At 67.1% G+C, this 16,491-nt stretch carries 13 protein-coding genes; 8 read left to right on the plus strand and 5 right to left on the minus strand.

Going from position 1 to position 16,491, the window contains the following annotated elements:
- The first annotated feature begins 2 nt into the window (after positions 1 to 2).
- Positions 3 to 1,283 (plus strand): four-carbon acid sugar kinase family protein, encoded by a 1,281-nt coding sequence (locus DK26_RS20560; protein ID WP_066476274.1) that lies wholly within the window; start codon positions 3 to 5, stop codon positions 1,281 to 1,283.
- A gap of 173 nt (positions 1,284 to 1,456) precedes the next feature.
- On the opposite strand, the gene DK26_RS20565 is transcribed toward DK26_RS20560, so the two are convergent.
- From DK26_RS20565 to DK26_RS20585, 5 genes are all read right to left on the minus strand, one after another.
- Entirely contained in the window at positions 1,457 to 2,389 is a 933-nt protein-coding gene (locus DK26_RS20565) for a 3-keto-5-aminohexanoate cleavage protein (protein WP_066476278.1), read from the minus strand.
- A gap of 34 nt (positions 2,390 to 2,423) precedes the next feature.
- Positions 2,424 to 3,365 (minus strand): 3-hydroxyacyl-CoA dehydrogenase, encoded by a 942-nt coding sequence (locus tag DK26_RS20570; protein ID WP_066476280.1) that lies wholly within the window; start codon positions 3,363 to 3,365, stop codon positions 2,424 to 2,426.
- Positions 3,366 to 3,545: 180 nt separating this feature from the next.
- Entirely contained in the window at positions 3,546 to 6,071 is a 2,526-nt protein-coding gene (locus DK26_RS20575; protein WP_066476282.1) for a branched-chain amino acid ABC transporter ATP-binding protein/permease, read from the minus strand.
- Between the two features lie 7 nt (positions 6,072 to 6,078).
- Positions 6,079 to 6,960: a branched-chain amino acid ABC transporter permease gene (locus DK26_RS20580; protein WP_184231727.1), complete on the minus strand. Its 882-nt coding sequence runs from the start codon at positions 6,958 to 6,960 to the stop codon at positions 6,079 to 6,081.
- Positions 6,961 to 7,141: 181 nt separating this feature from the next.
- Complete coding sequence (locus DK26_RS20585; RefSeq protein WP_066476286.1) at positions 7,142 to 8,398, minus strand: ABC transporter substrate-binding protein; 1,257 nt, start codon at positions 8,396 to 8,398, stop codon at positions 7,142 to 7,144.
- Positions 8,399 to 8,516: 118 nt separating this feature from the next.
- On the opposite strand from DK26_RS20585, the gene DK26_RS20590 reads away from it, so the two are divergent.
- The 7 genes from DK26_RS20590 to asnB all read left to right on the plus strand — a co-directional run bounded on the left by DK26_RS20590 (position 8,517) and on the right by asnB (position 16,263).
- A complete protein-coding gene (locus DK26_RS20590; protein ID WP_083533404.1) occupies positions 8,517 to 9,284 on the plus strand; it encodes a GntR family transcriptional regulator in 768 nt (255 codons plus the stop codon).
- 69 nt (positions 9,285 to 9,353) lie between these two features.
- The gene (locus tag DK26_RS20595) at positions 9,354 to 10,130 is read left to right on the plus strand and encodes an SDR family oxidoreductase (protein WP_066476288.1); all 777 of its coding nucleotides are present in this window, start codon (positions 9,354 to 9,356) and stop codon (positions 10,128 to 10,130) included.
- 179 nt (positions 10,131 to 10,309) lie between these two features.
- Positions 10,310 to 10,747, plus strand: a complete 438-nt coding sequence (locus DK26_RS20600; RefSeq protein ID WP_210312365.1) for an SxtJ family membrane protein — start codon at positions 10,310 to 10,312, stop codon at positions 10,745 to 10,747.
- Between the two features lie 13 nt (positions 10,748 to 10,760).
- Positions 10,761 to 10,910: a DUF5989 family protein gene (locus DK26_RS29420; RefSeq protein ID WP_184231721.1), complete on the plus strand. Its 150-nt coding sequence runs from the start codon at positions 10,761 to 10,763 to the stop codon at positions 10,908 to 10,910.
- 11 nt (positions 10,911 to 10,921) lie between these two features.
- On the plus strand, positions 10,922 to 12,754 hold the full coding sequence (locus DK26_RS20605) for a carbamoyltransferase (RefSeq protein ID WP_066476290.1): 1,833 nt from the start codon (positions 10,922 to 10,924) through the stop codon (positions 12,752 to 12,754).
- 108 nt (positions 12,755 to 12,862) lie between these two features.
- Positions 12,863 to 14,266: a DUF2793 domain-containing protein gene (locus DK26_RS20610; protein ID WP_066476292.1), complete on the plus strand. Its 1,404-nt coding sequence runs from the start codon at positions 12,863 to 12,865 to the stop codon at positions 14,264 to 14,266.
- Positions 14,267 to 14,373: 107 nt separating this feature from the next.
- Positions 14,374 to 16,263 (plus strand): asparagine synthase (glutamine-hydrolyzing), encoded by a 1,890-nt coding sequence (gene asnB / locus DK26_RS20615; protein ID WP_184231722.1) that lies wholly within the window; start codon positions 14,374 to 14,376, stop codon positions 16,261 to 16,263.
- Positions 16,264 to 16,491: the final 228 nt, after the last annotated feature.

Here is a 16,491-nt window from a genome sequence, read left to right on the forward strand (position 1 = left end):
TCATGGCCGGAGCGCTGCCTCGCTACGCCTGGTATGGCGACGATTTCACCGGCTCGACCGATACGCTCTCGGTGCTGGCCGAGGGCGGGCAGCGGGCGCTGCTCTTCCTAGGCATTCCGACGCCAGAGCAGCTCGCTCGCGCCGGCGACCTCGACGCGCTCGGAATTGCCGGCGCGACGCGGGCGATGGCTCCCGAAGCAATGGCGGCCGAGCTCGACCCGGCCGGGCGCTTCTTTGCCGAACGCGGCATCGGCCTGCTGCATTACAAATGCTGCTCGACCTTCGACAGCGCGCCGCATCTCGGCAGCATTGGCGTGGCGGTGCGGGCGCTGCAACCGCATTTCGCCAACAGCCTGCTGCCGATCATCGGCGGCCAACCCAATCTCGGCCGCTACTGCCTGTTCGGGAACCTGTTCGCCGCCGCCGGTAGCGGCGGCACCGTGCACCGGATCGACCGGCATCCGACGATGAGCGTCCATCCGGCGACGCCGATGGGCGAGGCGGATTTGCGCCTGCATCTCGCGGCGCAGGGGCTCGGCGAGATCGGGTTGGTCGATTATCTCAGTTATGGCGATCCCGATGGCCTCGCGGCACGTCTCGCCGACTGCGCCGGCCCGCTGCTCTTCGACATTGCGCGCGTCGAGGATCTCGCCGTGGCCGGAAGGGCGATCGCGGGGCGGGCGGCGTTTGCTCCGATGCTCGTCGTCGGCCCGAGTTCGGTCGCGCAGGCGCTGTCGGGGACGCCGCTGCTCGGCCGTGGCGGGGAGGCGAGGGCCGCCGTAGCGACGCCGAAACCGGCCGGACCGGTGCTCGCTCTGGTCGGCAGCCTCTCGCCGGTCACGCGGGCGCAGGTCGAGGCCGCTTCGGGCTATGCGCGGATCGCGGTCGATCCCGCCCGTCTGCTCGGGGAGCCCGGCCATGTGGCGGCGCTGCGCGACGAGGCGCGGCGGTTGCTAGGCGAAAGCGACGTCATGCTGGTCACCGACCGGCCTGCCGGCGCGCCGGGCGATACCGCCAGTGTCGCCAAGGCCACGGGCGAACTCTTGCGCGCCATCGTGGCGGAGGCTGCGATCGGGCGGCTGGTGGTGGCCGGCGGCGACACCTCGACGCTGGCCGTGCGCATGCTCGACATCTGGGGGCTGTCGCATCGCGCAGCCCTGGTGCCGGGCGCGCCGCTCTGCCGCGCCCATAGCGACGATCCTCGGCTCGACGGGATCGAGATGGTGCTGAAGGGCGGCCAGATGGGGCCGCCCGACTTCTTCGCGTTGGTGGCCGGGCGCTGAAGCGCGCCGCTCAGGTCACTCAAGCATCCCGGGTCTTCCGGAAACCCCACCGTCATCCCGGACAAGCGGCAGAGCCGCGCAGATCCGGATCCATCGTAGAGCGCGGCGCCTTACGATGGATCCCGGCGCTTCGGCCGGGATGACGAGGTGTTTCCGTGCAAACTTAGCAGGCCCTAGAAATTGACCTTGTCGGCGCCCTTGAGCTGGAGCTGCTCGCGGGCATCGTCCGGGGTCGCGATCTCGAGGCCGAGGCCCTCGACGATCTGGCGGGCAGCGCGGACCTGATCGGCGTTCGACTTGGCGAGCTGGCCCGGTCCGAGCCAGAGCGAATCCTCGAGGCCGACGCGTAGATTGCCGCCCATCGAGACCGCCATCGCCGCAATCGGCAGCTGGTGGCGGCCGGCGCCGAGCACCGACCAGTGATAGTCGTCGCCGAAGAGCCGGTCGGCCGTGCGCTTCATGTGCATCACGTCTTCCGGATGCGGGCCGATGCCGCCGAGCAGGCCGAATACCGACTGGACGAAGAAGGGCGGCTTGACCAGCCCGCGGTCGACGAAATGCGCCAGCGTGTAGAGATGGCCGATATCGTAGCACTCGATCTCGAAGCGCGTGCCGTTCTCGGCGCAGGTGGTCAGGATGTTGGCGATGTCCTTGAAGGTGTTCTTGAAGACGCGGTCGTCCGAGCCTTCGAGATACGGGCGCTCCCAGTCGTGCTTGAACTCCTTGAAGCGGTTCAGCATCGGGTAGAGGCCGAAATTCATCGAGCCCATGTTGAGCGAGGCGACCTCGGGCTTGAAATGGGCGCAGGGCTTCAGCCGCTCCTCGACCAGCATGGTCGGGGCGCCGCCGGTGGTGATGTTGATGACGCAGTTCGAGCGCTGCTTGATCACCTTGAGGAAGGGCTCGAAGGCTTCCGGCGACTGGTCGGGCTGGCCGGTCTTCGGATTGCGGGCATGGACGTGGACGAGTGCCGCGCCGGCCTCGGCTGCGCCGACGGCGGCATCGATGATCTCATCTGGTGTCACCGGCAGGTAGGGCGACATGGAGGGCGTGTGGATCGCACCGGTGACGGCGCAGGTGATGATGACTTTGCGGTTCTTCGCCATGCGATACGTCCTTCGAGGCTGATTGGTCTTGAATTCAGTCCGGCTTGTGCTGTGAGGCGCGCTTGTGCGCCTGCAGCGCGGCGAGGCGGCTGTCGCGCCAGTCGCTCAGGCGCTTGACGCGCTCGGCCTCCTGCGCGCCGCGCCATTCGCGCATGACTTCGGCGACCGTCTCCGGCTTGAACGGGTTGCCGAGCCCTTCCGAGGATTTGACCATGCGGTCGAGCGACTCGGAATAGCGGGCGCAGTAGTCCGGGATCCCGCCCGGCGCGTTGAGCTCGATGGTCTCGAACGGGCCCATGAAGGACCAGCGCAGGCCGAGCCCGTCGCGGATCGTCTTGTCGACATCCTCGGCGCTGACGACGCCTTCGCCGACCAGGCGGAAGGCCTCGGCCAGCAGCACCGCCTGCAGCCGGTTGAGCACGAAGCCGGCCTTCTCCTTGCGCAGGGTGATCGGCACCTGGCCTGCCTGCTCGTAGATCCGCTTGGCCTCGGCGATGACAGCGGCGTCGGTCCAGGGCGCCGGGGCGAGCTCGACGATCGGCACCAGATGCGGCGGGTTGACCGGATGGGCGACGAGGCAGCGGGCGCGGCCGGGCAGCGCCTCGGAAAAGGCCGAGGCCATGATGAAGGAGGTCGAGGAGGCGAGGATGGCGCCGGAAGGCGCGAGCCGGTCCATCTCGGCGAACAGCTCGCGCTTCGCCTCGACCGTTTCGGGACCGTTCTCCTGGGCGAGGGCGATGTCCTTCAGCGCATCGGCGAGGCCGGCCGCGACACGGATGCGGGCGAGGGCGCCCTTGGGATCGTCGACCAGCCCGTGGCCGGCGAGTTCCTCCAGATTGTTGCCGATATGGGCGCGCGCTGCCTGCGCGGCCTCGTGCTTGAGATCATAGAGCGCGACCTCGAAGCCATGGCTGGCGAAGACGGTAGCCCAGGCGCGGCCGATGAGGCCCGAGCCGACAATGGCGATCTTGGTCATGCGAAAAGAGTTCCGGTTGAGGTCGTTAGGCATCTGAAAAAGCGGTTGTCTCGGGCCAGACCGTCATGCTCGCCCTTGTGGCGAGCATCCACGGCTTGAACACTGCGCTCGACCGAGGAAGACGTGGATGGTCGGCACGAGGCCGACCATGACGGGGGAGGGTGTTTATGGACGCCGAGTTCACAGCCACAGCACCTGCCGGCGCAGCGCGAGATCCTGGCTCAGCGCCCGCGAGGGGCCGGTATGGGTGACCTGGCCGCGCTCGAGCACGACGGTGCGGTCGGAGAGCGCAAGCGCGAGATCGAGATGGTGGTCGACGATCACGATGGCGATCTCCTTGCGCAGCTTGTCGAAGGCCTCGAACAGCTCCTCGACGACGGCGGGCGCCAGCCCCTCGAAGGGCTCGTCGAGCAGCAGCACCCTGGTGTCGCCGGAGAGGGCCCGGGCCACCGCTACCATCTGCTGTTCGCCGCCGGAGAGGTAGTCCGCCGGCGAATGCCAGCGCTGCTTGATGCGCGGGAAGAAGGAGAAGATCTTCTCGTCCTCCCAGCGCACGCCATTGCCGGTGATCCGGCGCAGGCGGCCGAGCTCCATATTGTCCTTGACGCTCATGCCGGCGAAGAGGCCGCGCCCCTGCGGCACATAGGCGATGCCGGCCCGCGCGATTCTGGCCGGCGGCAGGCGGGCGATGTCGTCGCCGGCCAGCACGATCGAGCCCTGCGCCGGCGGAGCGATGCCGGTGATCGTCTTGAGCAGGGTCGACTTGCCGGCGCCGTTGCGGCCGAGCAAAGCGACGATCTCGTTCTCGTGCACATCGAGCGAGACCTGCCGCAGGATGTGGCTCTTGCCGTAGAAGGTGTCGACCTTGTCGAGGCCGAGCAGGACCTTGGAGCCGGCGGCACTCTCGCGGGGCTTCTCGGCGAGCGCATGGGCACCGGAGCCGATATAGACTTCCTGCACCCTCGGCGAGGAGCGGGCATCCTCGACCGTGCCGTCGACCAGCACCGAGCCCTCGTTCATCACCGTGACATGGTCGGCAATGGCGAATACGCGGTCGATGTCGTGCTCGACGAGCAGCACCGGCAGGTCACGCGAGATCGACTTGATGAGGTTGCCGACACGCTCGCGCTCGGCCGCGGCAAGGCCGGCGAGCGGCTCGTCGAGCAGGAGCACGCGCGGGCTCGTCGCCAGGGCGAGGCTCATGTCGAGCAGGCGCTGGCCGCCATAGCTGAGCGAGCCGGCTTCCGCCGCCTCGATGCCGGAGAGGCCCATGGTCGAGATGACCTGGCGGGACTCGTCGTTGACCTTTTCCAGCTCTCCTGCCGCGCGCCAGAAGCCGAAGCGCTCGGGTGCCCGCGCCTGCACGGCGAGGCGGACATTCTCGGCGACCGAGAGTGTCGGGAACAGGTTGGTGATCTGGAAGGCGCGGCCGATGCCGGCCTGGGTTATCGCTTCCGGCGAGAGGCCGGCAATATCGCGCTGGCGCAGGCGGACCTCGCCGCGATCGGGCGGGAACAGGCCGGAGATCAGGTTGAAGGCGGTGGTCTTGCCGGCGCCGTTCGGGCCGATCAGCGCATGCAGCTTGCGGTCGCGCATGGTGATGTCGACATTCTCGACCGCCTTGATGCCGCCGAAGCTCTTGGCGAGGCCGCTCGCGGCGAGGATCGTGCCGTCGCCGGCATCGGCCGGCTTCATGAAGGCCGGGAGCTCGACCGCGCCGGCCTTGCGCGCCGACATTGCGGCGTCCTCGGCCGGCGCCTTGCGGAAGGGCTTCAGCAGGCGCTGGCCGACGCCGACGAGACCGTCCGGCGAGAAGACGATGAAGGCGACGAAGAGCAGGCCGAACCAGAACAGCCAGTTCTCGGTGGCGCTGGAGAGATAGTCGCGGAAGACGACGAAGAAGAGCGCGCCGAGCGCGGGCCCGAGGAAGGAGCGCATGCCGCCGATCACCACCATCGCCAGCAATTCGCCGGAGAAGGCGACCGAGATCGGCTCGGCCGAGGTCATGCGGTTGTTGAAGAGGAGGAGCGTGCCGGCGAGGCCGGTCAGCACCGCCGAGAGCGTGAAGGCGACGAGCTTGTAGCGGGTGGTGGCATAGCCGAGGAAGCGGGCGCGCTGCTCGTTCTCACGGATCGCGACGAGGACCGTGCCGACCGGCGAGCGGTGGAAGCGCCAGAGGCCGTAGACGACGCAAAAGCCGATGGTCGCGACCAGCGCGTAGAAGGGCAGGGCGGTCTCGAAATCGATGCCGGCGAAGAGCGGGCGCTTGATGCCGCCGAGCCCGTCCTCGCCGCCGGTGACCGAGGTCCAGCGGAAGGCGACCGAATAGACCATCGCGGTTAGCGCCAGCGTCAGCAGCGAGAAGTAGACGCCTCTTCGCCGCAGGATCAGCGCGCCGAAGGTGACGGCGACGAGTCCGACGAAGACCAGCGCCAGCAGGATCGGCAGCGCGAACTGGCCGGGCAGCCAGTTGCGCTGGATCAGGCCTGCGGCATAGGCGGCGAGGCCGAACCAGGCGCCATGGCCGAAGGAGACCAGCCCGGTGGTTCCGACGAGGATGTTCAGCGCCATGCAGGCGATGGCGAAGACGACGACCTCGGTGGCCGAGGTGGTGCCGAGCCCGATCGCATGCATCAGCGAGGGCAGGGCGGCCAGGCCGATGGCGGCGATGGCGAGCGGGAGATAGTCGCGTGCGGTCGGATTCATCGCGGCCTCACTCGAAGCGCTGGATGCGCTCGCCGAACAGGCCGCGCGGACGGAAGAGGAGGACGAGCAGCATCATCAGGTAGATCACCGCGGTCGACCATTGCGTGAAGCCGAGGCCGATGGTGATGCCCTTGACGAGGCCGACCATCAGGGCGGCGACGACGACGCCCCAGAAGGAGCCGAGCCCGCCGATGACGACGACGACGAAGGCCGGGGTGATGATCTCCTGCCCCATGGCGGGATGGATCGAGTAGATCGGCGCCAGGAGCACGCCGGCGAGGCCGGCAAGGCCGATGCCGATGCCGGCGATCGCCATCATGTAGGGCTGCAGGGAGATGCCGAGCGCGCCGACCATGTCGGGGTTCTGGACGCCAGCCCGCACGACGCGGCCGAAGGCGGTGCGCTGCAGCAGGAACCAGAGGCCGATGACGCAGGCCGCCGCGATCAGCAGCAGCAAGGCGCGGTAGCGCGAATAGATGAAGTCGCCGACGAAGATCTGGCCGCGCAGCTCCGGCGGGATCGAGAAGGAGAGCGGCGGCGCGCCGAAGATCATGCGCAGGGTCTGCTCGGCGACCATGGCGAGACCGAAGGTCAGGAGCAGGGACAGGATCGGGTCCGAGCGGTAGAAGCGCTGGAATAGGCCGCGCTCGATGACGATGCCGAGCAAAGCGACGAGCACCGGCGAGGCGATGATCGCGCCTCCGAAGCCGATATGTGGCGCCAGCACGATCGTAAGATAGGCGCCGATCGCATAGAAGGCGCCGTGCGCGAGGTTGACGATGCCGCCGAGCGAGAAGATCAGCGACAGGCCGAGCGCGATCAGGAGGTAATAGACCCCGTCGAGCAGCCCGTTCAGCACCTGCTGGATGAAAAGGGTGAGCAAGGGAATGCCTTTGCTTAGTGCGGTGTTCAGCAGGTTGGCGCGAACGCGCTGTCGACCTGGGCGAAGAGGGCGTCATGCTCGGGCTTGACCCGAGCATCTCAGGCCGGAGGAGGCGCCGGCAGGCGCCTTCTCGTCATGAGGTTCTCGGGGCTGCGCTTCGCTTCGCCCGAGAATGACGTGAGCGGCGTCAGCTCATCTTGCAGACGGCTTCGTCGCCCTGGGTCGCGATGACCTCCATGCTCTCGTTCGGGCCGGGGATCGGCGGCGAAGAGGTGAAGAGGTCCCACTGGTTCTTGACCTTGGCGGCCGGCAGCGCGGTGATCGCGTACATCTCGCTGATCAGCTGATGGTCGGAAGCGCGGAAATAGCCCTCGCGCGTCTTCAGCACGTCGAACTTGGCGCCCTTCTCGAGATGTTCGAGGATCTTGGCGGTCTCGGCGCTCTTCAGCTCGTTCATCGACTGGGCCATCATCTTCACGGCCATGTAGTCGCCCCAGGCCTGGTTCTCCGGGGGCTTGCCGTACTTCTTGGTGAAGGCGGCGACGAAGGTCTTGGTGCCGGGGGTCTCGATGAGATGGTGCCAGACGCAGGGCCAGATGCCGCCGAAATTATCCTTGCCGGCGGCCCAGGCGAGCGCGGTGTCGAAGCCGAAGCCGGCGACCGGGAAGGTCAGCCCGAACTCGGAATACTGCTTAAGGAAGTTGGTGATCTGGTTGCCGGCGAGGTTCGAGATCACCATGTCGGGCTTGGCGGCACGGATCTCGAGCAGCAGGGCCGAGAAGTCGGTCGCGTCGGTCGGGACCAGCTTGTCGGCGGCGAACTGGCCGCCATTGGCCTCCATGAAGCGCTTGGCGACCTTGAGCAGATCGTGGCCGAAGGCGTAGTCGGCAGTGAGCGAGAACCACTTCTTGCCCTTGACCAGGCCCTGCTCCATCAGCGCGCGGCCGCAGCTCTTCACATACATCGAGTTCTGATGCTCGACATGGAACATGTAGCGGTTGCAGTTCTCGCCGCGCAGCGCGTCCGAATTGGCGCCGGTGTTGACGAAGAGCGTCTTGGTCCGGCCGGCGACCTGCGCGATCGTCAGCGCCGAGGCCGAGGAAATCTCACCGATGATACAGGCGACCTTGTCGCGCTCGACCATGCGCTCTGCCTTGGTCGAGGCGGTCTGGGGATTGACCGAGTCTTCCTTCAGCAGTTCGAGCTTGCGGCCGTTGATGCCGCCGGCGGCATTGATCTCCTCGGCGGCGAGGTCGGCCGCCATCACGCCGTATTCGCCGAGCGGGCCAAGGAAGCCAGTGCGCGGCGTCAGGTGTCCGAAGCGAATCGCGTCCGGCGTCTGCGCCAGGATGATCGACGGGCTGGCGATCAGCCCCGTCGCGGTGACGCCGAGGCCGGCCAGCGCCTGACGACGCGAAAGGCCGGTTTTCTTTTGATCTGACATTTGGTTCCTCCCAGAACGCATGCCGCGCCTCTTGGCGTCGGAGTTTTGCTGTCGTTCGTCTCGTTTGCGGTCTTTGTGCCGCTTGTCGTGATCTGTGATCACAGTTAGGTTGGCAGACATGACCGCCCCTGTCCAGTCCTCGCGCCGTTCGCCCACGCTGGGAGTCGCAGCCGCCGCTCCCGCGGGGCCGGAGGGCGGCGCCCTCGACGAGATCGGCTCGCTGGCCCGCGAGACGCTGGGCGAACGGGTGACGGAGGAACTGCGCTCGCTGCTGGTTTCGGGGCGGCTGGCGCCCGGCGAAAAGCTCTCGCTGCGCCGTGTCGCCGAGGCGCTCGGGGTCTCGATGATGCCGGTGCGCGAGGCGGTGAACCGACTCGTCGCCGACAAGGCGCTCGAGGTCCTGCCGGGCCGGGCGGTGCGGGTGCCGGTGTTGACCCTGGCGCAGTTCCGCGAGTTGACCCGGGTGCGCCTCGTCGTCGAGGGCTTTGCCGCCGAGGAGGCGACGAAGATCGCCACACCGGATCAGATTGCCGTGATCGCCAGCCATGAGCAGGCCTTTCGCAAGGCGGCGAGCGCCGATCCGCCGGACCTCGCGGGCGCGGTCGCGGCGAACCGGAACCTGCATTTTGCGCTCTACGAAGCGGCTGGGATGCCGCTTCTGGTCGAGACGATCGAGCGCCTCTGGCTCAAGGCCGGGCCGATCCTCAATCTCGACATGCGCGCCGAGGCCCGCCGGCTCGACCGCGGCAGCGCGGTGCTGATGCATGCGGCGCTGGTCGTCGCGCTGCGCGAACGCGACCCGACGGCGGCACGCGAGGCGCTGGCGGAGGATATCCAGCAGGCGGCGGACCATATCGAGGGCACGGGAAGGCTGGCCTCAGGCTAGGGCCGGAAAGTGATCGCAATCACGGCCGGCAATGACCGGCAAACGACAAAAGGCAAAGGGACGGAAACGATGGATCTGACGATCAAGGGCCTGCGCGTGCTGGTGACGGCGGGTGCCAACGGTATCGGCCGCGCGACGGCGCGGGCCTTCGCGGCGGAGGGCGCCAAGGTCCATATCTGCGATGTTGACGAGAAGGCGCTCGCGGCCATGGCCGAGAGCGATCCGGCGATCACGCGCTCGGTCTGCGACGTCTCCGACCGCAAGGCAGTGGCGCGGCTGTTCGAGGAGACTATTGCGGCGCTCGGCGGGCTCGATTGCCTGGTCAACAATGCCGGCATCGCCGGACCGACCGGCCGAGTCGACGAGATCGCGCCCGAGGACTGGGATTCCTGCGTCGCCATCGACCTGACCGGCCAGTTCAACTGCACGCGGCTCGCGGTCGAGCATCTCAAGCAGTCGAAGAACGCCTCGATCGTCAATCTCTCGAGCCAGGCCGGCAAGCATGGCTTCCCGCTACGCTCGCCCTATGCGGCGGCGAAATGGGGCGTGATCGGCTTTACCAAAGCGCTTTCGGCCGAACTCGGCGAATTCGGCATCCGCGCCAACGCGATCTGCCCCGGCTTGGTCGATGGCCCGCGCATCCAGAGCGTGATCGCCAACAAGGCGCGCTCGCTCAACGTCTCGCATGAGGAGATGACGGGGCGGCTCTTCGCCGGCGTCTCGATCAAGCAGTTCGTCGACCCGAACGATATCGCCAAGCAGATCGTCTTCCTGGCCTCGCCCTTCGCCAAGACGATTTCGGGACAGGAGATCTCGGTCTGCGGCGATACGCGCATGCTGAGCTGAGGTGCTGGCGTCATGCTCGCCCCTGCGGCGAGCATCCACGCCTTGAACACCGCATTACCCGAAGGAAGACGTCGACGGTCGGGACAAGCCCGACCATGACGGCAGGGCTTGCGGCCCGCTTGCCCTGTACCTTCGCCCCTTAATCGCCTAGAGGATGCCGCCTGAACAGGAGTGGCGGTTTGGCCAAGGGCGTGCATCACGAATTCGGGGCCGGGGCCGGCCATGACGATGGCGAGGGATCGAGCGATCGGTCGTTCGGCTTCGTCTTCGCGGCGGTATTCGCGCTGATCGGCCTCTACAATGCCTGGCATTCCGGCAAGGCCTGGCCCTGGCTCGCGCTCGTCGCAGCCGGCTTCCTCGCCGTCGCGCTGGTCCGGCCGGTCCTGCTGGCGCGGCTGAACAAGCTCTGGATGAAGTTCGGCCTGCTGCTGGCGATGATCATCAATCCGATCGTGCTCGGCATCCTGTTCTTCCTCGTCTTCACGCCGATGGCGCTGGTCGCCCGGCTGGTCGGCAAGGATTTTCTCAAGCTCAGGTCTCAGCCGGAGGCGAGGAGCTACTGGGTCGTCCGCGATCCGCCGGGGCCGGAGCCGGTCTCGATGAAAGACCAGTTCTGACAGGGAAACACCGATGTCGTTCCTGCGCGAGTTCTTCCGCTTCATGGCGGCGCGAAAGAAGTTCTGGCTGGCGCCGATCCTCCTGATGTGCGTGCTGCTCGGCGGCCTGCTGTTCCTGACCAAGGGCAGCGCGATCGCGCCCTTCATCTACACGCTGTTCTGAGCCGCAAGCGCATGCGCATTCTCGGCATATCCGGGCTCTATCACGACAGCGCGGCGGCGCTGGTCATCGACGGGCGGATCGAGGCGGCAGCGCAGGAGGAGCGCTTCACGCGCCGGAAGCACGACGCCGAGTTCCCGAAACATGCGGTCGAGTACTGCCTCTCGGTCGCCGGCTGCGGGCTCGACGCGCTCGATGCCGTCGTCTTCTACGACAAGCCCTTCATCAAGTTCGAGCGCCTGCTCGAAACCTATCTCTCTTTTGCGCCGCGCGGCTTCCAGTCGTTCAAGATGGCGATGCCGCTCTGGCTGCGCGAGAAGCTGTTCCAGAAGCAGATCATCGCCAAGGAGCTGAAGAAGCTCAGCCCCGGCTTTGACGTCGAGAAGCTGCTGTTCACCGAGCATCACCTCTCGCACGCCGCGTCAGCCTTCTATCCCTCGCCCTTCGAGGAAGCGGCGATCCTGACCATGGACGGGGTCGGCGAGTGGGCGACGATGACGCTCGCCATCGGTAAGGGAAACGATCTCAAGGTTCATAAGGAGCTGCATTTCCCGCATTCGCTCGGGCTGCTCTACTCGGCCGTGACCTACTACATCGGCTTCAAGGTCAATTCCGGCGAGTACAAGGTCATGGGCCTCGCGCCCTATGGCGAGCCGCGTTTCGCCAAGCTGATGCTGGAGAAGCTCGTCGACCTCAAGGAAGACGGCACCTTCCATCTCGACCAGAGCTACTTCAACTACGCCGTCGGCCTGACCATGACGAACGACAAGTTCGCCGCGCTGTTCGGCGAACCGGTGCGTGGTCCCGAGCAGTTGCTGACGCAGTTCCACATGGACATGGCGGCTTCGATCCAGGCGGTGACCGAGGAAGTCGTGCTGCGGCTCGCCCGTTCGGTGCGGGCCGAGACCGGCATGAAGAACCTCTGCCTCGCCGGCGGCGTCGCGCTGAACTGCGTCGCCAATGGCAAGCTGCTGCGCGAAGGCATCTTCGACGGCTTGTGGATCCAACCGGCGGCGGGCGATGCCGGCGGTGCGCTCGGGGCGGCGCTCGCAGGCTACCACCTCTTCCACGGCAAGCCGCGCGAGGTGCCCACCAAGGGCGACGCGATGCGCGGCAGCTATCTCGGCCCGGAATTCAGCCAGGCCGAGATCGAGGCAGAGCTGACGGCCGCCGGAGCGAAGTTCGAGGTCCTGGACGATGCCGCGCTGGTCGAGGCGACGGCGCAGGGCCTCGCCGACGGCAAGGCGGTCGGCTGGATGCAGGGGCGGATGGAGTTCGGCCCGCGCGCACTCGGCGGCCGCTCGATCCTCGGCGATCCGCGTTCGCCGGCGATGCAGAAGACGCTCAACCTCAAGGTGAAGTACCGCGAGAGCTTCCGGCCTTTCGCGCCGTCGGTCCTGCGCGAGGATGTGGCTGACTGGTTCGATCTCGTCGGTGACTCGCCCTACATGCTGCTCGTCGCCGATGTCCGGGAAGAACTGCGCCGCGAGATGACGGCGGAGGAGAAGGCGCTGTTCGGCATCGACAAGCTCAACGTGCCGCGCTCCAGCATTCCGGCTGTGACCCATGTCGACTACTCGGCCCGGATCCAGACGGTGCATGAAGAGACCAATCCGCGCTATCACCAGCTGATCTCTCGCTTCAAGGCGCTGACCGGCTGCCCGGTGCTGGTCAACACCTCCTTCAACGTCCGCGGCGAGCCGATCGTCTGCAACGCGACCGACGCCTTTCGCTGCTTCATGGGCTCGGAGATCGAGCTCCTGGTCGTCGGCAACTGCATCCTGCGCAAGGAGGATCAGGACCCGGCGCTGAAGCTCGACTACAAGGAAGCTTTCGAGCTCGACTGAAGGGAGCGCGGGGATAAGATCGCAATCGATCCCCGCAGCTTTTGAAGCCCGCATAATCGGCCGGCATGGCGCGCCTTCCCGCGTGCCGATCCGACCTTGTGAGGCTCCATGAGCGAAACCCCGCGTCTAAGTCTGCCCCTGCTCGCCGCCGGGCAGGCGCAGAAGCATGTCACCCACAATGACGCGCTGATGCGGCTCGATGCGCTGGTGCATCTCGTCGTCGCGAGCCGGACGCAGAGCGTGCCGCCGGCCGCACCGGCTGAGACCGCAGCCTATATCGTGCCGGTGGGTGGTGCCGGCGCCTTCGCCGGCCATCAGGACGAGCTCGCCATCTTCGAGGACGGTGCCTGGAGCTTCCTTGCGCCGCGCTCCGGCTGGCAGGCCTGGGTGAGCGACGAGGCCGAGCATCATGTCTGGACCGGCACGCAATGGCGTCGTTCGCAGCCGGAGAGCAGCCTCGGCGCGGCGCTCTGGGGGGTGAACGCGACGGCGGATACGACGAACCGGCTCGCCGTTTCCGCTGACGCCACCCTGTTCAACCATGCAGGCACAGATCACCGGCTCAAGCTGAACAAGGCGAGCGCGGCGCGGACGGCGAGCCTGGTCTTTCAGGACGGTTTGTCCGGCCGGGCCGAGATCGGCCTTGCCGGCGACGACCAGCTCCGGATCAAGGTCAGCACCGACGGGACGAACTGGACCGAGGCGCTGGTCGTCGACCGGGCGACCGGCCTCGTCAGCTTGCCGGCGAGCAGTTGGGCGCGCGACGTGCCGCGGCCGAACCTGCTGATCAATGGCGACTTCCAGATCAACCAGCGCGGCTTTGCCGGTGGGGCGCTGTCGGCGGGCACGTTCGGCTATGACCGCTGGCAGGCGCATAGCGGCGGTGGAACGCTCAGCCGCAGCGGCTTCGATCTGACGCTGAGCTCCGGCGCGATCCGGCAGGTCGTCGAGCCTGCATTGTGGGGGGTGGCCTCTTTCGCAGCGACGCCATTGTGCCTCTCCGTCGAGGGGCTCAGCGGTAGCAATCTCGATGTGACGATCGGCAGCGTCTCGGGCACGATCACTTCGGGCAGCGGGCGCCGCTTCGTGGTGTTGACGCCGGGCGCCGGAGATCTCGGCAACATCACCGTGCGTCTGGCGCCGGCCGCGGGGGCCGTGACATTCCGGCGGATCAAGCTGGAGGCCTGTACGGCGCCGACACCGTGGGAGCCACGCAGCTCCGTGGAAGAGCGTCGGCTTTGCGAGCGTTATCACTGGCGGCCCGGCACGGTGATGCTGCTCGAATGCTATCAGGCCGCCAACGGCTACCTGCAGCACTACCTGCCTTTCCCGACCTCGATGCGCGCTGTGCCGGCGGCCAGCTTCTCCGTGACGCAGGAGCTCAATATTTACAGCGGTGAGCGTTCGATCGCCGCCTACTCGTCTTCGATGGCGGTCGCCTCGATCCGGGCTGCCAGTTCCGGCAGGACCTATGCGCTGTTCGGCGACATTGCATTCGACGCGGAGATATAGACCTGCGGTCGCTTCGGGGCGCGCCCGCGCGCTGCCGCCTTTCCCCGATGGCCGCGCTCGGATAAGAGGGCCGTTCCTAATGGAGAGAGACTGCGCGGATGTGCGGGTTGTTTGCTTCTGTGGGCTTCGAGCCTGACTCCGCGCGCATCGACATCGTTGCGCATCGCGGACCGGATGGCGGCGGCTGGCAGACCTATTCCAGCCCTGCCGGCCCGGTTGCGCTAGGCCATCGGCGGCTTGCGATCATCGACGTGTCGGATGCCGGACTGCAGCCCATGGCGGACGCTTCGGCCCGCTATCACCTCGTCTTCAACGGCGAGATCTACAATTACATCGAACTGCGCGAGGAGATGCGGGCAAAAGGCGAGATCTTCGCCAGCGCGTCCGATTCCGAGGTGCTGCTGCGCGCCTACATGCTGTGGGGCGAGGCGGCGCTGCCGCGACTGCGGGGCATGTTCTCCTTCCTGATCTGGGACGACCGCGACAAGACGCTCTTCGCGGCGCGCGACCGCTACGGCATCAAGCCGCTCTATCTCGCGGCGACGCCGCGCGGCGTCGCTTTCGGCTCCGAGATCAAGCAATTGCTTGGCTTGCCCGGCTTGTCCGGGCGGATGAACATTCCCCGTGTGCATGACTTCCTCGCCTCGGGCATTTCGGACCACACCTCCGAGACGATGTTCGAGGGCGTCATCCAGCTACGCGGCGGCGAAAGCGTCATGATCGACGCCAGCCGCGGCGGCGCGCCCGCCGCGCCGGTTCGCCGCTGGTACCCGACGACGGCCGGCGAGACCGTGATCGGCGAGGGCGAGGCTGCCGAACGCTTCCGCGCCTTGCTCACCGACGCCGTCAGGCTCCATCTGCGTTCGGACGTGCCGGTCGGCTCTTGCCTGTCCGGCGGGCTCGATTCTTCCAGCATCGTCTGCCTGATGTCGCAGATGATGGGGTCCGACGCCGGTGGGGCGAAGGTCAACACCGTGTCGGCCTGCTACTCCGAAAAGAGCGTCGACGAGAAGCCGTTCATGGATGCGGTCGTCGCGCATGCGCATACGCAGCCGCATTTCATCTTCCCCAAGGCGGAGGAGGTGTTCGCCCGCGCCGCCGACATCACCTGGCACCAGGACGAGCCTTTCGGCTCGACCTCGATCTTCGCACAATGGTGCGTGTTCGAGGAGGCGCGCCGCGTCGGCGTCAAGGTGATGCTGGACGGGCAGGGGGCCGACGAGCAGCTCGGTGGCTATCATCACAGCTTCTCCTTCCATCTGGCGGGGCTGATCAAGCAGCTCAAGCTCGCCGAAGCGCTGCGCACCATGCAGGAGCGCCAGGCCTGGCATGGGGTGCCGATCGCCCAGCAGGCGAAGCATGCGTTGATCCCGCTGCTGCCGATCGGTCTGGCCGGCATGCTGCGGAACCGGCACAGGGCGATGACCCAGCACGACTGGCTCGGTGGCGAACTGCTGCAGGCGCAAGGCTCCGATCGGACCGCCTTCGAGCGCGCCCGTATCGAGCTCGGCCTGCCGCCGGTCACCGATCTGCGCACGTTGTGCATGAACCTGACCTATGGCTCGAACCTGTCGATGCTGTTGCATTGGGAAGATCGCAATTCGATGGCGCACGGGATCGAGGCGCGCGTGCCGTTCCTCGACCATCCGCTGGTGGAGTTCAGCCTGGCGCTCGGCAACGACCACAAGATCGTCGGCGCCGACACCAAGCGGGTGCTGCGCCGCGCCATGGAGGCGATCCTGCCGCCCGCAGTGCTGCAGCGGCGTGACAAGCTCGGCTTTGCTACCCCGGAACAGGCCTGGTTCCGCGGACCGTTGAAGGGGATGATGACCGAAGGCGTCGAAGCGACGCTCGCGCGCTACCCTGGGCTGTTCAATGCCGACGGCGTGCGCGCACTTGCGGCCGACATGCTGGAAGGCCGCAAGCCGGTCGACTTCCTGCTCTGGCGGATCGTCAATCTCGGGATCTGGGGCCAGCGCATGGGCGCAACGCTCTGACCAGCCTCGGGACAGGGCCGGCATGACTGACCTCGCAGCGTCGTTTTTCGTGCTCGGCCAGGCCGTGCTCGCGTTGGGGCTCGGCTCGGCCGTGCTCTCGATGCCACGGCTGCTGCCGCTGCCGGCCTATGGCCGCCTCGCCTTCGGCGTCGCGGCGTCACCCTTCGTCACCGGCTCGCTCCTGCTTGGGCTGACGCTGGTCGCACCGGGCCTGCCGCTGGTGTGGCA

The sequence above is a fragment of the Allobosea sp. WAO genome, from assembly GCF_001509835.1.
In the GTDB taxonomy this organism is placed as follows: Bacteria; Pseudomonadota; Alphaproteobacteria; order Rhizobiales; family Beijerinckiaceae; genus Allobosea.

Coding starts and splice junctions, on each gene's coding strand:
- DK26_RS20560 (WP_066476274.1), top strand. CDS start 3: ATGGCCGGAGCGCTGCCTCGCTACGCCTGGTATGGCGACGATTTCACC.
- DK26_RS20590 (WP_083533404.1), top strand. CDS start 8,517: ATGACCGCCCCTGTCCAGTCCTCGCGCCGTTCGCCCACGCTGGGAGTC.
- DK26_RS20565 (WP_066476278.1), bottom strand. CDS start 2,389: ATGGCGAAGAACCGCAAAGTCATCATCACCTGCGCCGTCACCGGTGCG.
- DK26_RS20585 (WP_066476286.1), bottom strand. CDS start 8,398: ATGTCAGATCAAAAGAAAACCGGCCTTTCGCGTCGTCAGGCGCTGGCC.
- DK26_RS20610 (WP_066476292.1), top strand. CDS start 12,863: ATGAGCGAAACCCCGCGTCTAAGTCTGCCCCTGCTCGCCGCCGGGCAG.
- DK26_RS20605 (WP_066476290.1), top strand. CDS start 10,922: ATGCGCATTCTCGGCATATCCGGGCTCTATCACGACAGCGCGGCGGCG.
- DK26_RS20570 (WP_066476280.1), bottom strand. CDS start 3,365: ATGACCAAGATCGCCATTGTCGGCTCGGGCCTCATCGGCCGCGCCTGG.
- DK26_RS20595 (WP_066476288.1), top strand. CDS start 9,354: ATGGATCTGACGATCAAGGGCCTGCGCGTGCTGGTGACGGCGGGTGCC.
- DK26_RS29420 (WP_184231721.1), top strand. CDS start 10,761: ATGTCGTTCCTGCGCGAGTTCTTCCGCTTCATGGCGGCGCGAAAGAAG.
- DK26_RS20575 (WP_066476282.1), bottom strand. CDS start 6,071: ATGAATCCGACCGCACGCGACTATCTCCCGCTCGCCATCGCCGCCATC.